Origin of the sequence: Mesorhizobium sp. C416B (genome assembly GCF_030323165.1) — a bacterium.
Classification (GTDB): Bacteria; Pseudomonadota; Alphaproteobacteria; order Rhizobiales; family Rhizobiaceae; genus Mesorhizobium.
The window spans coordinates 5,775,328-5,795,350 of record NZ_CP100471.1 but is presented as its reverse complement, the minus strand read 5'-3'; the positions used below and the strand labels follow the sequence as shown (position 1 = coordinate 5,795,350).

General features: G+C 61.3%; 19 protein-coding genes. 12 read left to right on the top strand and 7 right to left on the bottom strand.

All coding sequences use genetic code 11. The features are described 5' to 3' along the window. Positions 1 to 5: 5 nt before the first annotated feature. Genes NLY43_RS28185 through NLY43_RS28170 form a run of 4 tightly spaced genes read right to left on the bottom strand, consistent with a single transcriptional unit; the run spans position 6 to position 3,726 of the window. Positions 6 to 332 carry an NIPSNAP family protein gene (locus tag NLY43_RS28185; RefSeq protein ID WP_023712163.1) on the bottom strand — a complete coding sequence of 109 codons (327 nt, stop codon included), beginning with the start codon at positions 330 to 332 and terminating at the stop codon, positions 6 to 8. A gap of 47 nt (positions 333 to 379) precedes the next feature. Beyond that, a complete protein-coding gene (locus NLY43_RS28180; protein ID WP_023712164.1) occupies positions 380 to 1,738 on the bottom strand; it encodes a mandelate racemase/muconate lactonizing enzyme family protein in 1,359 nt (452 codons plus the stop codon). Positions 1,739 to 1,794: 56 nt separating this feature from the next. After that, complete coding sequence (locus NLY43_RS28175) at positions 1,795 to 2,961, bottom strand: mandelate racemase/muconate lactonizing enzyme family protein (RefSeq protein ID WP_023712165.1); 1,167 nt, start codon at positions 2,959 to 2,961, stop codon at positions 1,795 to 1,797. Between the two features lie 54 nt (positions 2,962 to 3,015). Next, positions 3,016 to 3,726, bottom strand: coding sequence for a GntR family transcriptional regulator (locus tag NLY43_RS28170; RefSeq protein WP_023681193.1), 711 nt, complete (start codon positions 3,724 to 3,726; stop codon positions 3,016 to 3,018). Positions 3,727 to 3,931: 205 nt separating this feature from the next. Here NLY43_RS28170 and NLY43_RS28165 point away from each other — a divergent pair, with 205 nt between their 5' ends. The 6 genes from NLY43_RS28165 to NLY43_RS28140 all read left to right on the top strand — a co-directional run bounded on the left by NLY43_RS28165 (position 3,932) and on the right by NLY43_RS28140 (position 10,523). Continuing rightward, positions 3,932 to 5,410 carry an ABC transporter substrate-binding protein gene (locus tag NLY43_RS28165; protein ID WP_023712166.1) on the top strand — a complete coding sequence of 493 codons (1,479 nt, stop codon included), beginning with the start codon at positions 3,932 to 3,934 and terminating at the stop codon, positions 5,408 to 5,410. A gap of 81 nt (positions 5,411 to 5,491) precedes the next feature. After that, entirely contained in the window at positions 5,492 to 6,451 is a 960-nt protein-coding gene (locus tag NLY43_RS28160; RefSeq protein ID WP_023681191.1) for a carbohydrate ABC transporter permease, read from the top strand. Then, positions 6,448 to 7,338 carry a carbohydrate ABC transporter permease gene (locus tag NLY43_RS28155; RefSeq protein ID WP_023681190.1) on the top strand — a complete coding sequence of 297 codons (891 nt, stop codon included), beginning with the start codon at positions 6,448 to 6,450 and terminating at the stop codon, positions 7,336 to 7,338. The genes NLY43_RS28160 and NLY43_RS28155 overlap by 4 nt, the downstream gene beginning before the upstream one ends. A 124-nt stretch (positions 7,339 to 7,462) precedes the next feature. After that, positions 7,463 to 8,560 (top strand): ABC transporter ATP-binding protein, encoded by a 1,098-nt coding sequence (locus NLY43_RS28150; RefSeq protein ID WP_023681188.1) that lies wholly within the window; start codon positions 7,463 to 7,465, stop codon positions 8,558 to 8,560. Between the two features lie 32 nt (positions 8,561 to 8,592). Continuing rightward, complete coding sequence (locus tag NLY43_RS28145) at positions 8,593 to 9,756, top strand: mandelate racemase/muconate lactonizing enzyme family protein (RefSeq protein WP_023712168.1); 1,164 nt, start codon at positions 8,593 to 8,595, stop codon at positions 9,754 to 9,756. 23 nt (positions 9,757 to 9,779) lie between these two features. Beyond that, on the top strand, positions 9,780 to 10,523 hold the full coding sequence (locus tag NLY43_RS28140) for a ribonuclease activity regulator RraA (protein WP_023712169.1): 744 nt from the start codon (positions 9,780 to 9,782) through the stop codon (positions 10,521 to 10,523). Positions 10,524 to 10,606: 83 nt separating this feature from the next. On the opposite strand, the gene NLY43_RS28135 is transcribed toward NLY43_RS28140, so the two are convergent. Together NLY43_RS28135 and NLY43_RS28130 are read right to left on the bottom strand one after the other, a co-directional pair. Then, the gene (locus tag NLY43_RS28135) at positions 10,607 to 11,713 is read right to left on the bottom strand and encodes a DUF930 domain-containing protein (RefSeq protein ID WP_023712170.1); all 1,107 of its coding nucleotides are present in this window, start codon (positions 11,711 to 11,713) and stop codon (positions 10,607 to 10,609) included. Positions 11,714 to 11,855: 142 nt separating this feature from the next. Then, positions 11,856 to 12,011: a YjiS-like domain-containing protein gene (locus NLY43_RS28130; protein WP_023712171.1), complete on the bottom strand. Its 156-nt coding sequence runs from the start codon at positions 12,009 to 12,011 to the stop codon at positions 11,856 to 11,858. A gap of 234 nt (positions 12,012 to 12,245) precedes the next feature. On the opposite strand from NLY43_RS28130, the gene NLY43_RS28125 reads away from it, so the two are divergent. The 6 genes from NLY43_RS28125 to NLY43_RS28100 all read left to right on the top strand — a co-directional run bounded on the left by NLY43_RS28125 (position 12,246) and on the right by NLY43_RS28100 (position 17,818). After that, entirely contained in the window at positions 12,246 to 13,115 is an 870-nt protein-coding gene (locus tag NLY43_RS28125) for a LysR family transcriptional regulator (protein WP_023712172.1), read from the top strand. Positions 13,116 to 13,431: 316 nt separating this feature from the next. Next, the gene (gene ftsZ / locus NLY43_RS28120; RefSeq protein WP_023712173.1) at positions 13,432 to 14,412 is read left to right on the top strand and encodes a cell division protein FtsZ; all 981 of its coding nucleotides are present in this window, start codon (positions 13,432 to 13,434) and stop codon (positions 14,410 to 14,412) included. Positions 14,413 to 14,863: 451 nt separating this feature from the next. Continuing rightward, positions 14,864 to 15,505, top strand: coding sequence for a hypothetical protein (locus NLY43_RS28115; protein WP_023691383.1), 642 nt, complete (start codon positions 14,864 to 14,866; stop codon positions 15,503 to 15,505). 183 nt (positions 15,506 to 15,688) lie between these two features. Further along, positions 15,689 to 16,660 carry an SDR family oxidoreductase gene (locus NLY43_RS28110; protein ID WP_023687856.1) on the top strand — a complete coding sequence of 324 codons (972 nt, stop codon included), beginning with the start codon at positions 15,689 to 15,691 and terminating at the stop codon, positions 16,658 to 16,660. Between the two features lie 269 nt (positions 16,661 to 16,929). Next, the gene (locus NLY43_RS28105) at positions 16,930 to 17,247 is read left to right on the top strand and encodes a hypothetical protein (RefSeq protein ID WP_023712175.1); all 318 of its coding nucleotides are present in this window, start codon (positions 16,930 to 16,932) and stop codon (positions 17,245 to 17,247) included. A 142-nt stretch (positions 17,248 to 17,389) separates the two neighbouring features. Beyond that, entirely contained in the window at positions 17,390 to 17,818 is a 429-nt protein-coding gene (locus tag NLY43_RS28100; protein WP_081726065.1) for a GFA family protein, read from the top strand. Between the two features lie 125 nt (positions 17,819 to 17,943). On the opposite strand, the gene NLY43_RS28095 is transcribed toward NLY43_RS28100, so the two are convergent. Further along, positions 17,944 to 20,019: a PAS domain-containing hybrid sensor histidine kinase/response regulator gene (locus NLY43_RS28095; RefSeq protein ID WP_023712176.1), complete on the bottom strand. Its 2,076-nt coding sequence runs from the start codon at positions 20,017 to 20,019 to the stop codon at positions 17,944 to 17,946. Between the last annotated feature and the right edge of the window lie 4 nt (positions 20,020 to 20,023).

Sequence of the window (20,023 nt, the reverse complement as noted above, 5' to 3'; positions counted from 1 at the left end):
GTCCTCTATTTCACCGACGAGAAGGCGGTTGGCGCGAGAAACTGGCTGGAAATATTGGCCAGGATCGGGCCATCGCGCTCGGACTCGTCGCGGGCCTCGAGCCATGCCGGATCGGTGGTGAAGGCCTTCCATTTCACTTCGCGCTCGGCAAGGGATTCCCAGGCGATGAAATAGGTCAGTCGATTGCTGCTTTCGCCGACCACCGTGGTGAAGAACCCGGCCTGGCGAATGCCATGTCTATCCCACAGCGCCAAGGTATGGTCGTTGAAACGCTTGAGCAGCGCCGGCAGTTGGCCCGGCACGCAGTCGTAAATGCGAAGTTCGTAGATCATGGTCCATCCTTCTGTTCACCTCTCCCTCCGAGGAAAGAAGTGTAGAGTCAGCTCCAGGTGCGGTCCCAGGAATATTCGTCGTCCCAGTGATCGGTCGGTTGCCAGATGCCGGTGACGCCGGGCTGCAGGTGCTGGCTGATCACTTCGTCGACGATGTCGTCGATGCCCAGACCAGGCTTGTCGGGCACGGTGATGAAGCCGTCCTTGACCAGCGGCTTGGGCAGGCCGGTGACGATATCGTCCCACCAGTCGACTTCGACGCTGTGATATTCGAGCGCCATGAAGTTTTCCGTGGCTACAGCGACATGCGCGGCGGCCATTGCCGCGATCGGGCTTTCCGCCATGTGAATGGCCATGGCAACGCCATGCTCCTGCGCCGCGTCGCCGATCTTCTTGGTCTCGAGAATGCCGCCGGTGGTCAGCAGATCCGGATGGATGACCGAGATGCCGGCGTTGAGCAGTGGCTCGAAGCCTTCCTTGAGGTAGATGTCCTCACCCGTGCAGATCGGCACCGAGGTCGCCTGCTGCAGCTGCCGATACTGCTCGGTGTACTGCCAGGGGATCACGTCCTCGAGCCAGGCCGGCGCGTATTTCTCGATCCGCCGGGCCAGACGGATGCCGTCCTGCAGCGAGATGTGGCCGACATGGTCGATGGCGAGCGGGACCTCGTAGCCGATCACCTCGCGGACCTCGTGAATATATTGATCGAGCAGGTCGAGGCCCTTTTCGGTGAAGTGGAGGCCGGTGAAGGGATGCGGCACGTTTTGCGCGTCATAGGCGGCATTACGCGCCCGGCGCTCGTCCAGCGTGCGTGCCGGACCGCGCGCGGCATGGCTGCGGAAACCGTCGAGCACGCCGGCCGGCGCCACCACTGCGCCCGATATGTGCGAAATCTGCGCCAGACCGAGATCCATCTTGAGGAAGGTGAAACCGAGATCCATCCGCGCCTTGAGCCGCTTTCCGGTCTCGGTGCCGCTGGGCTTGTCCGCGTCGGTGTCGCAATAGACCCGCACCTTGTCGCGAAACCGTCCTCCCAGCATCTGGTAGATCGGCACGCCATACGCCTTGCCGGCGAGATCCCAAAGCGCGATCTCGATTGCCGAGACACCGCCACCTTGCCGCCCATGGCCGCCAAATTGTTTGATGCGGCGGAACAGCCGGTCGACGTCGCAAGGGTTCTCGCCCAGCAACCGGCTCTTGAGCATCAGCGCATAGGTCGCGCTGGCGCCGTCGCGCACTTCGCCCAGGCCGACAATGCCCTGGTTGGTGTAGATCTTGACCAGCGCCGAGGTGAACGGTGCGCCGACGATTTCGGCGACGCGCAGGTCGGTGATGCGCAGGTCGCTCGGCCTGGAGTTCGTATTTACCCGATTGAGCGCCTCGCCGGCGCTACCCGTCTTTGCCATGGCTTATCCTCGTTCTGACTGGTGGCGCCCCGCACGCCCGGCCGGCATGAGCGTTGCTAGCCAAGCTCTATCTCGTGGGCCTGCAGGTAGTCGCGGTTCATCTCGACGCCCAGACCCGGCTTCGACGTCAGCTTGAGGCTGCCGTTCGAAACGTCGAGCGGTCTGTCGATGAGGTGATTGTATTTATCAAGGTTCCACTCGGACGTTTCGAGCTTGTAGAAGTTGGGAACCGTCATCATCACCTGCGCTCCCGCAACCACGTTGATCGGTCCGGCGGCGTCATGGGGCGAGACCGGGATGTAATAGGCTTCGCACAGGGCGGAAATCTTCTTCAGTTCGGTAATGCCGCCGGTCCAGGTGACGTCCGGCATGATGTAGTCGGCAAGCCTGTTCTCGAGCACCGGCACGAAATCCCACTTGGTGTGGCCGCGCTCGCCCCACGAGATAGGGGCGCTGACCTTCTCGCGCACTTGCTTCAGGGCATTGAGGCTCTCGGGCGGGCAAGGCTCCTCGAACCAGTCGATCTGGCCGGCTTCCTCGAGGCTTCGGCAGAGGCGAATGGCGGTGGGGACGTCGAAGCGGCCATGCGCGTCGATGAGAATGTCGACATCGGGCCCCGCCGTTTCACGGATCAAAGCCGTTAGTTCGGCAGCCTCGCGCTCGTCCTTGCGGGTCATGCCGCCATCGAGGTAGCCGTCCCGCTGTTCGCGCGCCAAGCCATCGGCGATGCGGCCCTGGTGGGGGAAAGGATCGAACTTCAGCCCGGTGTGTCCGGATTCGACGATGTCTCGAATTTCGCGGACCACAGCCTCCTTGCTGTTAAACTTGGCCTGGTTGGGATGGGTATAGAGCGCGATTTCATCGCGCACCGGTCCGCCCAGCAGCTCGTAGATCGGCTTGCCTAGAACTTTGCCGCGAATGTCCCAGAGCGCTATGTCGATAGCGCTCACGCATTCGACTGCGGCGCCGCGGCTGCCCATATAGGTGAAGCTGCGGAAAATCTTGTGCCAGAGATGCTCGATGCGCGCCGGATCCTCACCTGTGACGGCAACACCGATCTGCCGCAGGATCGTGCACAGCGCGCGGTTGGCGAGCCTTGTGGTGGTGGTGATTTCCCCCCAGCCACTCACCCCTTCGTCGGTCGTCACCTCGACGAACAGGAACTCCCCCCAATAGGAAGCATCGGACTTGATCAGCCACGGCCGAACGCTCGTGATTTTCATCTCTCAACTACCTCTGTCTGATGGCCGGACCAATGATTTTCTGGGCTGGAAGTTCTATCCGGCCCGAGCGGCGTTGCGCGCACGCATCTGTTCGAGAACGTGCCGGCCGGAACCCTCGACATGGCGGGCAATGAGTTCGGCCGCCTCGTCGGCATTTCCGGCTTTGATATGCGCGATGAGCTCGCGGTGTTCACGCATGATGGCGGCCCGCCGCGCGAGCGTGAAATTGAAACGCCGGCTCACGGCTCGCAGCACTTCGCGATGCTTCCACCAAAGCTCGGCGGCATGGCGGTTGTAGTGGCGCTGGTACATTACGGTGTGGAAGGCGGTATCCAGTTCACTGTGCCGCAATGTGTCGGTGAAGTTGTTCTCTTCGATCAGAGCCTGGATGCGTTCGAGTTCGGCGATGTCCTCGCCGGTCGCCATGTTCACGAACCATCGCGTCAGGGCCGGCTCGATCAGGACTCCGATCTCGTAGATATCCCGGACAAAATCCTGGTCTATGGGCCGGACGCGCGCGCCACGGTTGGCGACAAAGGTGACGAAGCCCTCCCCTCGCAACAGCTGCAGCGCCTCGCGTACGGGGTTGGTCGAGGTGCCGTGACGCCGGGCGAGATCGGTAACCACAAGTCGTTCGTTGGCGGCGAGCCGTCCCTCGATGATGTCTTCCCGGATCAGTTCATAAAGCGAGGCGCCCTCGCTGGACGCCCCGATGGGATCAATCCCCACGGGTGGCTCTGCTTTGAAATCGCTTGTTTCGGCCAAAGCCGGCTCCCCCGATTAGTACATCACATGCTCGATATCATACACGGGTTTTGCAAACAATGTACGATCGGGTGCGTTGACAGGCAATCCACGATCTGAAAACGTACCAGATGATCGAAGGGATACATTGAGCAGAAGGACGCATCCCGCACGGTCGAACGAGCCCCTTGGCGCACAGCGGCATGGGAGAATCTGGGAGGATACTATGACGAGGATTACACTCGGCGGTGCCGTCCTGCGCGGCACTGTCGCCACTGCTTTGATGGCGTCGCTCATGTCGGGATCGGCGCTGGGTTCGCCGCCGGTCGATTTGAGCAAGTGGTCGCCGGAATATGTGCGCTCCATCGCCGGCACACAGGATTTCGACACGGCCGCCGATTGCGGCAAGGTCACTCCGCTCGACTACAAGGGGCGACTGACGTTCTGGTATCAGGGCGTGTTCGAGGGCGACCCCGACCTGCTGCGTCAGTACTACAAGGATTTCTTCGAGACCTTCCGCAAGACCTATCCGAACATCCAGCTCGAGGATCAGGCCCTCACCTACAACGACCTTCTCGACAAGTTCCGCACGGCGCTGCTGGGCAATGCCGCGCCGATGGCGGTCCGCCTGCAAATCCTGGGTGGAACCGAGTTCGCCTCGAAGGGTTATCTGCAGCCGCTCAAGCCGGAAGATGTGGGCTATCCCACGGAGGATTTCTGGCCCGGCGCCATGAAGGCGGTAACCTGGGATGGCGTGACCTACGGCATTCCCACCAACAATGAGACGATGGCGTTCATCTGGAACGCCGACATCTTCAAGCGTGCGGGCCTCGATCCGGACAAGGCTCCGGCGACCTGGGACGACGTCGTCAAATATTCCAAGCAGATCCATGACAAGCTCGGCATTGCCGGCTACGGCCTCGTGGCGCGAAAGAACGCCGGCAACACGCCGTACCGCTTCATGCCGCAACTATGGGCCTATGGCGGCGGTGTCTTCGACGAAGCCTCCGCGAACCCGACCTATAAGGAGGTCGAACTCAATAGCCCGCAAAGCAAGGCGGCGTTGCAAGCCTCCTACGACATGTATGTTCGCGACAAGTCGGTCCCGGTTTCGGCGCTCACCAACCAGCAGGCCGATAACCAGCCCCTGTTCGTCGCCGGCCAACTCGGCATGATGGTCTCGCACCCGTCCGACTATAACGTCATGCTCGACCTGCAGAAGAAGGCAACGGGCGCCGACAAGGAGAAGGCGCAGACCGTCATCGACAACATGCGCTACGGCCTGATCCCGACCGGCCCCGACGGCAAGCGCGCCGTCGTGTTTGGCGGCTCGAACATTCACATCCTGAAGCCCGAATATGTCGAGGGCGGCAAGGTGGACGAGCCGGCCGCAAAGGCCATCATCTGCATGTGGACGAGCCCTGAATGGTCGCTGAAGATGGCGTATGCCGGCTCGAACCCGGGCAACCTCAACGGCTTCAAGACCAAATGGATGAAGGAACGTCTGGACAACATCAAGTTCCTCGATGTCACCACCTCGATGTTGCCATACGGCATTCCGTTCCCGGCGCTGCCGCAATCCCCCGAGATCATGAATATCATCGTCCCGGACATGCTGCAGAACGCCCTGACCGGAGCGATGACCGTCGACCAGGCAGCGGACGACGCGGCCGAGAAGGTGAAAAACCTGATGGACGGACTCTAGTCCGGGCCTGACCTGCGATCCGACCGGCTGCGCCGATAGTGCGTGCAGCCGGTTTGCTCCGAACAATAAGGGCACGCCATCGTGACGATCGTGACCGGCAAGGCCGAGGCTCGCCGAAGATTGCAACCCGGTAGCTCCGGCGTGCTGCGGAATATCTGGGAGCATCGCGCCGACTACGCTTACGTGCTTCCAGCGATCGCCGTGATGCTCATCGTCATCGCCTATCCGATCTACTACACGGTCGAGCTGTCGTTCTTTAAGACGCCGCCTGGCCTGCAGCTCCGCGACAAGACCTTCATCGGATTGGACAACTACACGGCCATCCTCACCAGTCAGGTGTTCTGGAAAGTTACCCTGAACACCCTGATCTGGACGATCGCATCCACCTTCGTTGCCTTTGCCCTTGGGTTTGCCGCCGCGCTGGCGCTCCACCGCGAGTTTATCGGCCGGGGCGTCCTGCGCGCTATCCTGATCATTCCCTGGGTCATCAGCGCGGTTGCCGCCTCCTATATCTGGAAGTGGATCTACCATTCGGACTTCGGCATCATCGGCGCGGTGCTGGTCGGCCTCGGATTGGCCGACCGGCCGCCGAACTTCATCGACAACGTCAGCACGGTGCTGCCCTCCTTGATCGTCGTCAATATCTGGCGCGAGTTTCCGTTTGCCATGATCATGATGATGGCCGGCTTGCAGACGGTCCCCGACCAGTTGCTGCGCGCCGCCGAAGTCGACGGGGCCAATGCATGGCAGCGTTTCTGGCACGTCACCTTCCCGCATCTGCGCAACGTCTCGACGGTGACGATCCTGTTGCTCGCGGTGGCCAATTTCAATTCCTTCATCATCCCGTGGATCATGACCGGTGGCGGGCCGTCGAACGCGTCGCATATCTGGATCACCCACATCTATGAGCTCGCCTTCGGCCGGCAGCGATGGGGCGTCGCATCGGCCTATTCGGTACTCCTGTTCCTCATGCTGATGGTGCTGGGCTACTTCTACGTTCGTGCGCTGGCCGGCAACGAGCGCAAAGAGGGGAGCGCATGAGCACGATCGTCGAGACAGCCCCTCGAGGTCCGGCCCGGCGCCGCATGCGCATCGACGGATGGCGGTGGGCCGGGCGCATCTTCCTCGTGTTCATGCTGCTTTACACCGCGTTGCCGATGATCTGGATGCTGATCACATCGATCAAGTCCGGCTTCGCGGCGATGCAGTTCCCGCCGCAATGGTGGCCGGAAGAGCCTACCCTGGCCAGCTACCAGAAGCTGCTCGATCCGCAAAACAGCGTCGGTCAGGACTTCCTGCGTTTTTTCTGGAATAGCCTCTACGTGTCGACGGTCACCACAATCCTTTCGGTGATCGTGGCCGTTCCTGCTGCCTACGCGTTTTCGCGCTTTCGTTTCCCCGGTCGAAACTTCCTGTTCTTCACCGTGCTTTTGCGCAACATGTTCCCGGCGGTGATCTTTCTCGTGCCGCTCTTCATCCTGATGCGCGCGATCGGGCTGGTGAACACGCATGGCTCGCTCATTCTCACCTATCTCACCTTCGGCCTGCCGCTGGCGATCTGGCTGCTCAAGGGCTTTTACGACAACATTCCGGTGCAGCTCGAGCAGGCGGCGCGGATCGATGGGGCGACCCGGTTCCAGGCCTTCATCCTGATCGTGATGCCTCTCTCGACGCCCGGAATCATCGCCACCGCGATCTATTCCTTCATTGGCGCCTGGAACGAGTACATCTATGCCTACACCTTCCTTTCCAAGAACGAGCAGTTGACCCTGCCGGTCGGCATACAGCGTTTCTTCTCGGAGAATACGACGGACTTTCCGGGCCTGATGGCGGCCAGCTTCATGATGAGCGTGCCCGTCGTGGTGCTGTTCCTCCTCCTGCAACGATACTTCGTACGCGCCCTTACCGAAGGCGCGGTCAAACACTAGAGCCGGATGATGTCAGGTCTGTTCGACCTCAAATCTGAATCCCCCTCTAAATCAAAGAGATAGAGCATGATGTCGTCCGAAAACCGCTTCACACTTTTCGGCATCATGCCGTAGGGAGTTGCCGATGGCCCACGTGGACCTGAGAGATCTCGTCAAGACCTATGGCGGCTTCAAAGCTGTCAACGACGTTTCGCTGACGGTCAATGACGGCGAGTTCGTTGCGCTCGTCGGCCCTTCGGGCTGCGGCAAGACAACCACGCTCAATCTTGTCGCGGGATTGATCCCGGTCACATCGGGCGACATCGTCATCGGCGACCGCGTGGTCAACGACCTCGACCCCAAGGACCGGGACATCGCGATGGTGTTCCAGAACTACGCGCTCTACCCGCAGAAATCGGTCTACAAGAACCTGGCGTTCCCGCTGCAGATGCGCAAGCTGCCCAGGGACGAGATCGACAGGAAGGTCAAGGAAGCGGCGCGCGTGCTCGACATGACGCACCTGCTCGAGCGCAAGCCGCGCGAACTTTCAGGCGGGCAGCAGCAACGTGTCGCCTTGGGGCGCGCCCTCGTCCGCGACCCTGCCGTTTTCCTCATGGACGAGCCGCTCTCCAACCTCGACGCCAAACTGCGCGTCCAGATGCGCTCGGAGATCAAGCGCTTCCACCAGGATCTCAAGGCGACCATCATCTATGTCACGCACGACCAGCTCGAAGCCGTGACCATGGCCGACAAGATGGCGGTGATGAACGGCGGCTACCTGTTGCAATACGATTCTCCGGCGCAGGTCTTTGCCCATCCGGTGAACATGTTCGTCGCCAGCTTCATCGGCAGCCCGGCGATGAGCCTTGTTCCACTGGAGGCATCGACAGCAAACGGCAACACTGCGTTGACCGGCGCGGAGGGCTGGAGCCTTGAGCTCTCGCCGCTCAACGCCCGGAAGGTTGCGGGGGCAACGTCGAGGAAAGTCGTGCTCGGCGCACGTCACTCGACCATCAGGCTCCACAAGAGCGCGGTGCCAGGCAGCGTCCCGGCCAGGGCCTATACAGTGGAGCCGACCGGAGACGTCACCTTCGTGCAGGCGTTGCTGTCAGGCGCCATCGTCAACATCAGCGTGTCCCCCAACATCGCCGTCGCACCTGACGAGCAGATCTGGCTCGAGTTCGACCAGGAGCGGCTGCATCTGTTCGATGGCGAAACTGAACTGGCCCTCAAGGCCGGCTGAGACAAGACGGGGGTTCATTGGGAACGTTGGGGATGACTGAAAAGCTTAAGATCACCGCGATCAAGCCCTATCCTGTGTGGGTTGGAACGCGTAATCAGATGCTCGTCAAGATCGAGACCGACCAAGGCGTCTTCGGCTGGGGCGAGAGCGGCTTGAGCGGGCGCGAAAAGGCCGTTGCCGGCGCGGTCGAGCATTATCGCGAATTTCTCATCGGCCGCGATCCTATGCAGATCGGGCGGATCTGGCAGGAGGCATATCGCAGCCAGTACTTCGAAGGCGGGCGCGTTCTGCAGGCGGCGATCTCCGCCATCGACATCGCCCTGCACGACATCAAGGGCAAGGCGCTGGGGGTGCCGGTCTACGAACTGCTGGGCGGCAAGCAGCGCGATCGCATCCCCACCTTCGCCTCGACCGGAGACGAGGCCGAGGGCGATGCCGCCGTCGAACGAGCCCGGGAGCTGCGCGCACGGGGGTGGCAGGCGATCCGCTTCTTCCCCGCAGGGCAAAGCAGCAGGGACATCTTCGAACCCCGCGAGTCGATCGGCGCTACCGCAAGCATGCTGAACAAGGCGCGCGAGGCGCTGGGCGACGACGTCGTCCTCGGCATCGACTATCATCATCGGCTGTCGGTGGCAGAGGCGGCGAGCTTCTGCAACAAGCTCGGCCGCGGCGTGCTTGATTTTCTCGAGGAGCCGATCCGCGACGAGACACCTGAAGCCTACGAATCCCTGCGCAGGATGACCGACATTCCCTTTGCCATCGGCGAGGAATTTGCCAGCAAGTGGCAGTTCCTGCCCTACATCGAGCGCGGCATCCATCAGTTCAACCGTCTCGATGTCTGCAATGTCGGCGGGCTCACCGAGGCGATGAAAGTCGCCGGCTGGAGCGAGGCGCACTATGTCGACCTGATGCCGCACAATCCGCTTGGTCCGGTGTGCACGGCCGCGACCCTGCATCTCGCCGCCGCCGTACCCAACTTCGCGTGGCTCGAGACCAGGGAACCCGAGACGAAGCTGGGCTTCGACAATTCCGACTTCTTCCCCGTGCAGCCACGGCTCGACGGTGCCGACTATCCGGTCAGCGACCTGCCGGGCCTCGGCGTCGAGGTCAACGAAGCGGCGGTCCAGGCGGAGGCTTTTCGTTTCTGGGAAGCGCCTCACCTCAGGCGCCGGGACGGGTCTGTTACGAACTGGTAGTTCCATCTCAACCGGAGTCCACAATGACGCATATCCCTGACATCACGCGACCGCCCAAAGACCTCATTGACGCCCTGAGGGAAATCGGCGCCGCGACGGTCGCCGGCACGCTTGGCCATATGGGTTTCCGCAATCCTCACATGGTCGGTCCGGTGGCGCAGAACCATGGGAAGTCGATCGTCGGGCCGGCGCTGACGCTGCAGTTCCTGCCGCAGCGGCCGGACCTCTTCAGCGAGGGAGAATACGCCGACCCGGAAACGCAACTGCACCGGCACGTGCTCTATCACGCGCAGGAAGGCGATGTGGTCGTCGTCGACGCGCGCGGTGACATGAGCTCGGGCGTCTTCGGCGATATGATGTCGACCTATTTCAAGGGCAGAGGCGGCGCGGGCATCGTCATCGACGGCTGCATGCGCGACCGGCCGAATGTGGAAAAGCTCGATCTGCCGCTATGGCTGCGCGGCTGGACGCCCAACTACCATGTGCAAACCAGCATCTATCCGAACGCAGTCAACGTTCCGATCGCCTGCGGCGGTGTCACGGTGATCCCCGGCGACATCATAGTGGCGGACGACGACGGGGCGGTTGTGCTTCCCGTCGCAATGGCCGCAAAGGTGATCGAAGAATCCCAGAAGCATCACGATTGGGAAGAGTTCTCGCGAGAGAAGCTGATGCAGGGCGCACCGCTGCAGCGCTACTATCCGCTGCATGACGATGCCCGCGGCGAATATGAGGAGTGGCGCAAGGCCAACCGCCCGGCGGATTGAGATGCAACCACGCGGCACCCAATCACAGCGCCTTGGTGCTACATAAACCAGGCGCCCAGCGCGTGGGCATGATAACGCGCAGGCTATCCCCCCGAATGCTGCCGGCGAAGTTCCTGTTCAAGCTGAGCGCTTTCGGCTGGCGAGGCGGCAGACCCGACACGAGAGTCGAAGGACAACACTCGCGTCGCGTCGGTGTCGACCTCACACCGGAAGCTCACATGGTACCATCCGATCGTTGCGCGAAAGGCCGCATCCGGATCTATAACAATATTGCCCGACTTCAGCGGTCTCATTGGTAGCCACTCGGGAGAAAACTCGGCGCCCTTCAGCTCCTCGGCCAACACGTTGGCGCAAAGTGTGGCAACGCGCTCACCGCGAGACATGCCGTCGGTCGCGGTGGTGCCGAATGCATTGCCGGTAGCGCCGTGCGAGAAGAGCTCGCGGACGCCCGGAAGGCCCGAGTAAGCCCCGGCTGAGGCCACCTCCGTGGAGCTAGGCTTCCTGGCGCCTCCGCCTCCAGGCTTCGAGACCTTTGCAGGGCTGCGCTTCGGCGCGTTTTCGGGCCTGGCCTTCGGCGCCTGGGCCGATGCAGGAAGCTCGATCTCACCATCATCGCCGGGGGCAGCCAACGGCGTCGCGGCTGCCTGCTTGTCAGCATCTTGCGGCTCTTGTTTGTCTGCTCCCTGCTTGCTCGCGTCCTCGGTTGCCTGCTTCTCCTGGGTCGGCTCGGAGGCTGCGGTTGCCGGCTTCTCCTCGGTCTTGGTCGTACCCGCCGGCTCCCCGGAGTCTGGCGACGCGGCGGGTTTGCTCTCGACGTCCTTCGGCTCACCTGGCGGCTTCGTATCCTTGTCCTTGACCGGTGTCGGCGAATTATCCTGCGCGCTGGCTCCATCCAGGGATTTCCTGGGGCCGGTATCCTTGTCGCCGAACTGGAATACAGGTTTCAGCACCTCGAGCGCCGGCGGCTTTTCCGCTACAGGCTTTTCTACTTTCGGTTCCGGTTGCTTTTGCGCTTCAGGTGGTTCGGGCGGCGGCACGAGCGCGACGTTCACCGGTTGCTCCTCCTGCGGCTGCTCGGGAGGAATGGGCAGGCCGTAGACCAGGAACGCAGTGATAAGCGCGTGCAGGACCAGCGATGCGGGCAAGGCCCACAGCAAAGTCCGCCGCCGCTCGGATGTCTCGGTCTTCATCCCTTTCGATGTGGAGCGAAACTGCGGCCGCATCAAGCATGGCCACTGCATTGGCACAATTCAGCCGCAGCTCAGCAGTGAGGAGACGACGCCTGATTGCTTCTCGCCGCCGGCTCCATTCTCTGCATGCCCGCCTCCAATCTCAGCGACGCAGGCTGGCGTCGCGGGCACGCTCGCGGATCTCTTCGCGAGAAAGGCCCGCATCCGCCAATATGCTGTCCGGAAGCCGCCTCAAGCTCGCAAGCGTCTGGCGATAGGCAAGCCAGCGGGCGAAACGGTGTCGAAGTTCATGCAACATGATCGTCTCCTTGAGAGCGAAATACCTCACGCTCTTGAGTTGGTCGAAAACGCAAAGCAATCGCGCAAAGCGTATGCACGATCAAAGGATTGGACTGACTTCCTGGCCAACCGAGGTGCCTGTCATTGTCCCACCAGGGCAGGAATTTCCAGCGCCTCCAACGGCTGCATACTTGCGCATGATGTCCGCTTCGCGCTACAGCCACGGTCGCAAGGAGTTTTTCATTTCTGCAAAATGGATATTGGCTGGGACGATCTGCGGTTGTTTCTCGACGTTGCGCGGCTGGGTGGCCTGAGCGCGGCGACGGCAACCACGCGCCTCAGCGCAGCCACACTCGGACGACGCGTCACCGCGCTCGAAAAGCAGATCGGCGAAGCGCTGTTCGTACGTCAGCAGACCGGCTACCGACTAACCCCGGTCGGTGAAGAACTGCTGCGGCGCGCCGAAGACGTCGAAGCAGCAATGCAGTCGCTAACCCGCTGGCGCGAGGGAAACCTGCCCGACCGCATTGTCCGCGTCTCGGCCGGGCCATGGACCTCGGCCTTCGTTTCGGCCCATATCGGCGAAATCTGGACCGTCGATGACGGCATCAGGGTGGAACTCGTCACCACCACCGACCGGGTCGACATCGGTCGCCGCGCCGCCGATATCGGCATCCGCAGCGAGCGCCCGACCGAACAGTGGCTGGCCGGCCGTCAGAGCGGCAAGGTCGCGTATGCCATCTATTCCGGACGCCACCTGATCAACGGCATCGCCGCCGGGTTGTTCGTCGGCGTCACCGGCGAAGGGGCAAACATTGCCTCGGCGCGCTGGCTGCAAGCCCATCACGGCGACCGCATCGCCGTGCGCGGCAACAACACCCATTCAGTGCGCGAATTGGTGGCCGCAGGCGCCGGCCTTTCGATCTTTCCGTGCTTCGTCGGTGACAGCGATCCGCGGCTGGTTCGCGTCGCTCAGCCTATCCCCGAACTCGAAACCGACCAGTGGATCGTCACCCATCATGAGGAACGCCACTCCCCGCCAGTACGAAAGATTGCCGACCGGATTGCCGCTCTGATGCGGGCCCATCAGCCGTTGTTTCGCGGCAAGATGCCGATCCGCTAAGCGTCAGGCGTCGATCGGCCGCCAGATTCTCAAGGTTCTCGCGCTTGAGGCGGGCGCGTGAAGCTTGAAGGGGTTGGATCCCGGATTGTGGATTTTCGCTGGCCAGAAGCCGAGCGAATTCCGGAACATTGGACTAGACCCATTCAAAAGGTCGGCTCATTCAGGCGTATATGATACAAGTCCCACATCTTGTCTTGCCGCAAAGTTCACCCTCTGATTCCCTGTGCCAAGGCGATAGAACCTGATTCTTGCACCTGGCGTGTTCAAGCGGCGCGTTCCGGGACCTTTTGTCGATCAATTCCAAGGAGACAAGACGATGAGCACCGCGGCAAGGCCCGTCATCTCGGAAATGCGGCCGAAGATAACCGTCATTGGTGTGGGCGGTGGCGGCGGCAACGCGGTCAACAACATGATTGCCGAAAATCTGCAGGGTGCGGAGTTCATCGTCGCCAATACCGATGCCCAGGCACTGACCATGTCGAAAGCATCGCGGCTGATCCAGCTGGGCGCCCATGTCACGGAAGGCTTGGGCGCCGGGTCCCTGCCCGCGGTCGGCCGCGCGGCAGCCGAGGAATCGATCGACGAGATCAGGGACCACCTTGCGGGAACCCATATGTGCTTCGTGACCGCCGGCATGGGAGGCGGAACTGGAACCGGTGCCGCGCCCGTCATAGCGAACGCTGCACGGGCAGCCGGCATCCTGACCGTGGCCGTCGTCACCAAGCCGTTCACCTTCGAAGGGAAGCGCCGCATGCAAGCCGCCGAAGAGGGCATCGAGCAGCTTCGCGAATGCGCCGATACCGTGATCGTTATTCCGAACCAGAACCTCTTCAGGATCGCCGACGCAAAGACGACTTTCGCGGACGCCTTCGCCATGGCTGATCGCGTCCTTTATTCCGGCGTCGGCTGCATAACCGATCTCATCGTCAAGGAGGGGCTGATCAATCTCGACTTCGCCGACGTGAAGTCGGTGATGCGCGACATGGGCCGCGCAATGATGGGTACCGGGGAAGCCACGGGCGAGGACCGCGCCAGGAAGGCCGCCGAAGCGGCGATAGCAAACCCGCTTCTCGACGAAGCCTCGATGATCGGCGCCAAGGGCGTCCTGGTCTCGATCTCGGGCGGCATGGACATGACGCTGTTCGAAGTCGATGAGGCCGCTACCCGCATCCGCGAGGAGGTCGACGCCGACGCCGACATCATCGTCGGCGCCATATTCGACCGGGCACTCGCCGGAAAATTCAGGGTCTCAGTCGTGGCGACAGGATTGCGGCAGGGCCTGGCGATGCCGCAGTAAGCAGGATCCGGGCTGCTGATTTATGACTCTGGTGGACGTGGTCATGGGCTTCGCCACCGAAAAGTCGGCCCGCAAGCCGCACCATTGAACTTGCCGGTGAATTCGCGTTGCCGGCCTAGAGACCGAATTTGTTTCGAGGCAGCTGCCACGAATGCGCGAACTCGCGTCAGCGCCGCCGCGGAACCGCTCCAACTGCAACCGCGCCGCGAATGCGCTTCGACCAGGATCCCCAACAGGAGGCCATACAGATTGACCACGGCAGACATTTCGCCTGCGATATGGCCAGCATCTGCTGACCACATGATCGGCCCTTTCTGATCGGTGATGCGGGCTCGCTGGATATGGCACAATAAACCGGCATGGGTCAGGCGTCGGGAGCATCCAGTGGCGGCCAGCCTCGCAAGCACTATATCGAAGAAAAACTCAGGTCGACCCGACAGGAGCATACTCCATGGCTGACACGCCGACACCCGATGCTTCATTTCTCGCGGCCCTGACGACAGAGCATTTCGTGCAGCAGACAGCGATCAGCACGTCCATAAGTGAAATGGCGTCGCGGACGACCATCTATATTATGGCTCTGTCGAGCGCTCTGGTGGCAACGGGCTTTGTTACGCAGTCCTCCGAGTTCTTCCTGCCGTTTGTCGCGGTTGTGCTGCCATCGGTCTTTTTACTGGGTGCCTTTACCGTCTTGAGGTTGGTCGACATCGCCGCTGAGAACATGCAGGCCCATATCGGCATTGCCCGGATCAGAGCCTACTATCGAACTTTGGGCGACGAGGCTGCCTTCCAGTTTTCCAAGGAATTCGGTCGCTGGCCCGAAAATGACGCCGAACCTTCTCTTCGTACTGGGCCTCTCCTGGCCTACCTGACCACTGCAGCGACTATGATCGCATTCATAAATGCCATCGTCGCTGCGGCCGGCGTTACTCTGCTTGCGTTTCGTGTCGGTGCAGAACTATTGCTCGCGCTGTGTCTTGGTGCTGGAACAGCAATCGGCTTGATGACGATTTTCTATTTATACCAGCGCCTTCGGACGAAAGGCATGGTCCGCATTGCCAAACCCTATGGTTCTGAAAAGAGCGTGCTTTGAGCGGGTAATGAATGTGGTGTTTGTCTGAACGCCACCGGCATGGCAATTCCGATCTTATTGACGACCAATGCTCCACGCCCCTCGCAGGCTGTTCGCAATGGCGAGCCCTTTCGGGATCGAGACATTTCCGCAAACTTTTTTGCCCGGCATGCGTTGTTCCTTCTCCGAGCACAGGAGAAAGCCATGCAGACTAAGTCGCAGACTTCAGCCGAAGCCGCCAAGCAACGCCATATCCAGCGTGGTATCGACGCCAAAGACGAGACGAAGAGCAATGGCAAAATGCAACAAGCGATGCAAGCCGGCGCCCGCAAATATCCCGAGCCACCTTTTCCCGAGCAGCATCAACCCAAACCGGGGCATGAATGGGCGATCGAGCCCGCTCCGCTCTACGATGCGCCTTACTACCTCGGATCGAAAAAACTCGACGACAAGGTAGCGCTTATCACGGGTGGTGATTCCGGCATCGGCCGTTCGGTGGCAGTCTTGTTCGCCCGCGAGGGCGCCGACATTGCGATCGTATACTTGAGTGAAGACAGAGACGCCGAAGCGACCAAAAACGCCGTCGAAAAGGAAGGCCGGCGTTGCATACTGATAAAAGCCGATGTCAGTGAACGCGAGCATTGCCGCAACGCCGTGGCGCTGACGGTCGAAAAATTCGGCAGGATCGACGTGCTGGTCAACAACGCCGCTTTCCAAATCCATTCCAGTGACTTCAACGACCTGACCGAGGAACATTTCGACACGACGCTGAAGACCAATCTTTACGGCTATTTTCATATGGCGCAGGAGAGCGTGCCGCACATGGAGCCGGGCTCCGCGATCATCAATACCGGTTCGGTGACCGGCATCGACGGTTCCAAGCAACTGGTTGACTATTCGATGACCAAGGGCGGCATTCATGCCTTCACGCGAGCGCTTTCGGGCAATCTGATCGGCAAGGGCATCCGGGTAAACGCGGTCGCGCCAGGTCCGGTGTGGACGCCGCTCAACCCTTCGGACAAGGAAGCCGACGACGTCTCGAAATTCGGCGCGGATACGCCGATGAAACGGCCAGCGCAACCGGAAGAACTTGCCCCGGCTTACGTGTTCCTCGCCTCGTCGCATTGCTCGAGTTACATCACGGGAGAGATCCTGCCGGTGGTCGGTGGCTACTGAGGTCGCGGAACGTATTTCATTGCATTGGGCTACCGAGTAGACGGCACGCGACGACGTCGTCTCCAGGGAGACGCTTGCCGCGCTCGATCGCTTCAAGAAACGCGTGATCGGTGCCGTGGGCCGCCGCTGCACGGCACCCGCCACGGCTCCGGAGCAATAGCGCTCCGCGTTGGTCGAAATCCTCGCCCGCGTTTTCAGTTTTCTGAATTTCCGCTTGGAACTCTCCCGCCGGCATCCCGTTCAAACATCATTGAGCCAGGAGAACGACCATGCCACGAGGCGACAAATCGAAATACAGTGACAAACAGGAACGCAAAGCCGACCACATTGCCGCAGGCTATGAGAAGCGCGGTGTTTCCGAGAAGGAATCCGAGCGCCGGGCATGGGCGACCGTCAACAAGGACGATGGCGGCGGCAAGAAAGAAGGCGGCTCGGGTCGTGGTAAACACACCGGACACCCCGCGGCCCACAAGGGTGGGAAAAGCGGCGGCAAGGCATCGGCTTCACGGTCAGCCGCAAGCCGATGGGAATCGGCAAAGAAGGCAGCGGCAACACGCAAGCGGAATGCCGAGCACCATGCCCATTAACTGCCCCGCAACAGGTTCGGAACGCCATGAAACCCAAGCTCGCTGACCGCCTTCGCAACCGACAAGAACATCGCCGACAAGAACATCGGCAGTGCCTCTTTGACTGCGATCGGAGCGTTCGGCGCCGCCTTGATCGATCTTGATGCGTGAGGTTGGCAAGCGCCTACCCGGCTCCTTGGCCATCAAGGGCGGATGTCTCTGTGGCAGGATCCGATTCAGCGCCGGGATCGAACCGAGGGTTCACTACTGCCACTGCGATATGTGCAGACGAGCGACCGGCAGCGCGTTTGCAGTTCTTGCCTGGATGCCCTGCCAAAGCCTGACCTGGAATTCCGGAACGCCAACATATCGAAGGTCTTCGCCGATCGCGCAAAGAGGCTTCTGCCCAGAATGCGGATCGCCGCTCAGCCTTTGCTACGACGCGTCGCCAACCGAGATCGCGCTGCACGTCGGTACCTTCGATGATCCGGCTCACCTGATGCCTCGGTACAACTACGGTTCAGCGCAGCGCCTTGGTTGGGTGTGCTGCGGAATAGACCTACCGGACCGCGACACCGAGGAGCGCTGGTAGCGCCGCCTGTTGCGAATGACCTAGATTGCCGATCAGGAATGCGGCCCTTGTCGCCGTGCCCCGAAAGTGCGGTCTCGATCTGCCCGGCCTGCCGACGTGGCCAGACCGTCGACAAGCCCTAAGCGCTAGCCGGTTTTGGTCCTTTGGGGGGCCGCATTCTCTATCGCGAGGAAAATCGCTTCGAACAGATCCTCGTCGCGGAAGGGCTTGCCGAGCAAGGGCACGTCGGCCGGCCGATCGGCAATCTCCCGGGCATCGGCATAGCCCGTGATCATGACCGCTGGCCAGTCCGAGCGCAAATTGCGCGCGAAGCGGATCACGTCGACGCCGGATACGAGTGGCATGGCGAAGTCGGTGATAATGACGTCGAACTCGTCGGGAGTGCGCTCCATCATGGCCAGCGCCTCCGCCCCTCCTCCCGCGCAGGTCACCTCGAAACCACGTTGGCGAAGGGACTCGGCGGTCAATTGCCGCAAAACATGGCTGTCATCGATCAGGAGGATTGATGGGTGCTCCATCCCGGCATCGGCGAACGCTCGTTCAATGTCGGGTTCCACCACAGGATCGACCGGCTGTTCGGTCGATCGTGGCAGCCAGAGTTGCATGGTAGTTCCGCGGTTAACGACGCTTTCTATGCGAAGTGTCCCACCTGACTGCTTCATGAAGCCGTAGACCGTGCTGAGGCCGAGGCCCGTTCCCTTACCGACCGGCTTGGTGGTGAAGAACGGTTCGACGACCTTGGCGACAAGATCGGGGGGTATGCCGGATCCGGTGTCCTTGACGGCGATCATGACATAGTCGCCCGGCGGAATATCCTCTGTTGGCGTCCCGATCGATCGATTCTGCGCATGCACGGTTATTGTCCCGCCAGAGGGCATGGCGTCACGCGCGTTGAAAACCAGATTCATCAAGGCCAATTCAAGTTGGCCTGCATCGACATGCACCGGCCAGATCGTGTCATCGATCTGCCAGTCGAAACGGATCAACCCCCCCAGCACGGGCGCCACCAATCCGTTCATCGTGTCGCCCAGCGCAGCAAGGCGCACCGCTTCCGGCTTCAGGGTCTGGCGCCGCGAGAATGCCAGCATTCGCGCGACAAGGTCAGCGCCTTGTTTTGCAGAACGCCGCGTCAGGTCGAGTACCTGTTGCGCCTGATCATCCAACGTAGCCCGGCGTTCAAGCAGCCCTAACCCACTGAGAATTGCGGCGAGCAGGTTGTTGAAATCATGCGCCAGGCCGCCGGTTAGCTTGCCGATAGCGTCGATGCGCTGGGATTGAAGCAGCTGATCCTCAAGACCGCGCCGCTCCGTGATGTCAAGCAATGTGCCGATAATTTCCGGTTCACGGCCATCTGACCCGTCCGACATCACGCCCTGGTCGAGAAAAATGCGATACTCGCCATTGGCGCAATGCCAGCGGAACTCGCACGTATAGGAGCCGGTGGTTTTGGCCGCCAGCAGCGCTTGCTTCAATCGCGGCAGGTCGTCGGGATGAACGCGGTTGAGACCGAACTCCGGATCCGATGTCAGGTATTCAGGCGCAAAGCCGGTCAAGCGCTCGACGCCCTCCGTAACAAAGCGCGCCGCGAAGGGTGGCTCGGCTGCCCGAGCATGAAAGCAGACCGGCAACGAATTCAGGATGGCATCCTGCCGTTGCTCGGCGCTGCGCAGCGCGCGTTCGGCCTGAAGCTTGTCCTTGTGCGCCTGCAACGCCTGCGCCAATAGTCCCTGCTCGACCTCCGCCTTGCGCTGGATCTCGAGCGTCTTCTCGTGGAGTTCGACGAAAACCGCGACTTTCGAACGCAGCATGATCGGATCGAATGGCTTGAACACATAGTCGACCGCGCCGGCATCATAGCCGCGCAGCATATGCGCATCCTCCTTGTTGATGGCGGTCAAGAAGATGATTGGGGTGCGCTTGGATTGCTCGCGCTGGCGGATAAGTGCGGCCGTTTCATACCCGTCCAACCCTGGCATGAGGACATCCAGGAGAATGACGGCGAACTCCTCTTTCAGCAAAAAGCGCAGAGCCTCTTCGCCCGATTGGGCGCAGATGACCTCTCCGATAGTCGCGAGCACTTCGCTGATCGCCAGCAGATTGCGCTCATCGTCGTCCACCGCCAGGATACGGGCTCTTGCCGGCCCTTCGGCAAGAGCTGCCACCTCAAGTTTCCTTACCCTGTTTCTTGCCAGCTTTTGCATCGAA

Bases quoted from the DNA above. Each gene is read 5' to 3' on its own strand.
- NLY43_RS28110 (WP_023687856.1), top strand. From the start codon at position 15,689: ATGCAGACTAAGTCGCAGACTTCAGCCGAAGCCGCCAAGCAACGCCAT.
- NLY43_RS28130 (WP_023712171.1), bottom strand. From the start codon at position 12,011: ATGTTGCATGAACTTCGACACCGTTTCGCCCGCTGGCTTGCCTATCGC.
- NLY43_RS28165 (WP_023712166.1), top strand. From the start codon at position 3,932: ATGACGAGGATTACACTCGGCGGTGCCGTCCTGCGCGGCACTGTCGCC.
- NLY43_RS28100 (WP_081726065.1), top strand. From the start codon at position 17,390: ATGCGTGAGGTTGGCAAGCGCCTACCCGGCTCCTTGGCCATCAAGGGC.
- NLY43_RS28150 (WP_023681188.1), top strand. From the start codon at position 7,463: ATGGCCCACGTGGACCTGAGAGATCTCGTCAAGACCTATGGCGGCTTC.
- NLY43_RS28180 (WP_023712164.1), bottom strand. From the start codon at position 1,738: ATGGCAAAGACGGGTAGCGCCGGCGAGGCGCTCAATCGGGTAAATACG.
- ftsZ (WP_023712173.1), top strand. From the start codon at position 13,432: ATGAGCACCGCGGCAAGGCCCGTCATCTCGGAAATGCGGCCGAAGATA.
- NLY43_RS28105 (WP_023712175.1), top strand. From the start codon at position 16,930: ATGCCACGAGGCGACAAATCGAAATACAGTGACAAACAGGAACGCAAA.
- NLY43_RS28140 (WP_023712169.1), top strand. From the start codon at position 9,780: ATGACGCATATCCCTGACATCACGCGACCGCCCAAAGACCTCATTGAC.
- NLY43_RS28135 (WP_023712170.1), bottom strand. From the start codon at position 11,713: ATGAAGACCGAGACATCCGAGCGGCGGCGGACTTTGCTGTGGGCCTTG.
- NLY43_RS28185 (WP_023712163.1), bottom strand. From the start codon at position 332: ATGATCTACGAACTTCGCATTTACGACTGCGTGCCGGGCCAACTGCCG.
- NLY43_RS28145 (WP_023712168.1), top strand. From the start codon at position 8,593: ATGACTGAAAAGCTTAAGATCACCGCGATCAAGCCCTATCCTGTGTGG.
- NLY43_RS28175 (WP_023712165.1), bottom strand. From the start codon at position 2,961: ATGAAAATCACGAGCGTTCGGCCGTGGCTGATCAAGTCCGATGCTTCC.
- NLY43_RS28095 (WP_023712176.1), bottom strand. From the start codon at position 20,019: ATGCAAAAGCTGGCAAGAAACAGGGTAAGGAAACTTGAGGTGGCAGCT.
- NLY43_RS28155 (WP_023681190.1), top strand. From the start codon at position 6,448: ATGAGCACGATCGTCGAGACAGCCCCTCGAGGTCCGGCCCGGCGCCGC.
- NLY43_RS28115 (WP_023691383.1), top strand. From the start codon at position 14,864: ATGGCTGACACGCCGACACCCGATGCTTCATTTCTCGCGGCCCTGACG.
- NLY43_RS28125 (WP_023712172.1), top strand. From the start codon at position 12,246: ATGGATATTGGCTGGGACGATCTGCGGTTGTTTCTCGACGTTGCGCGG.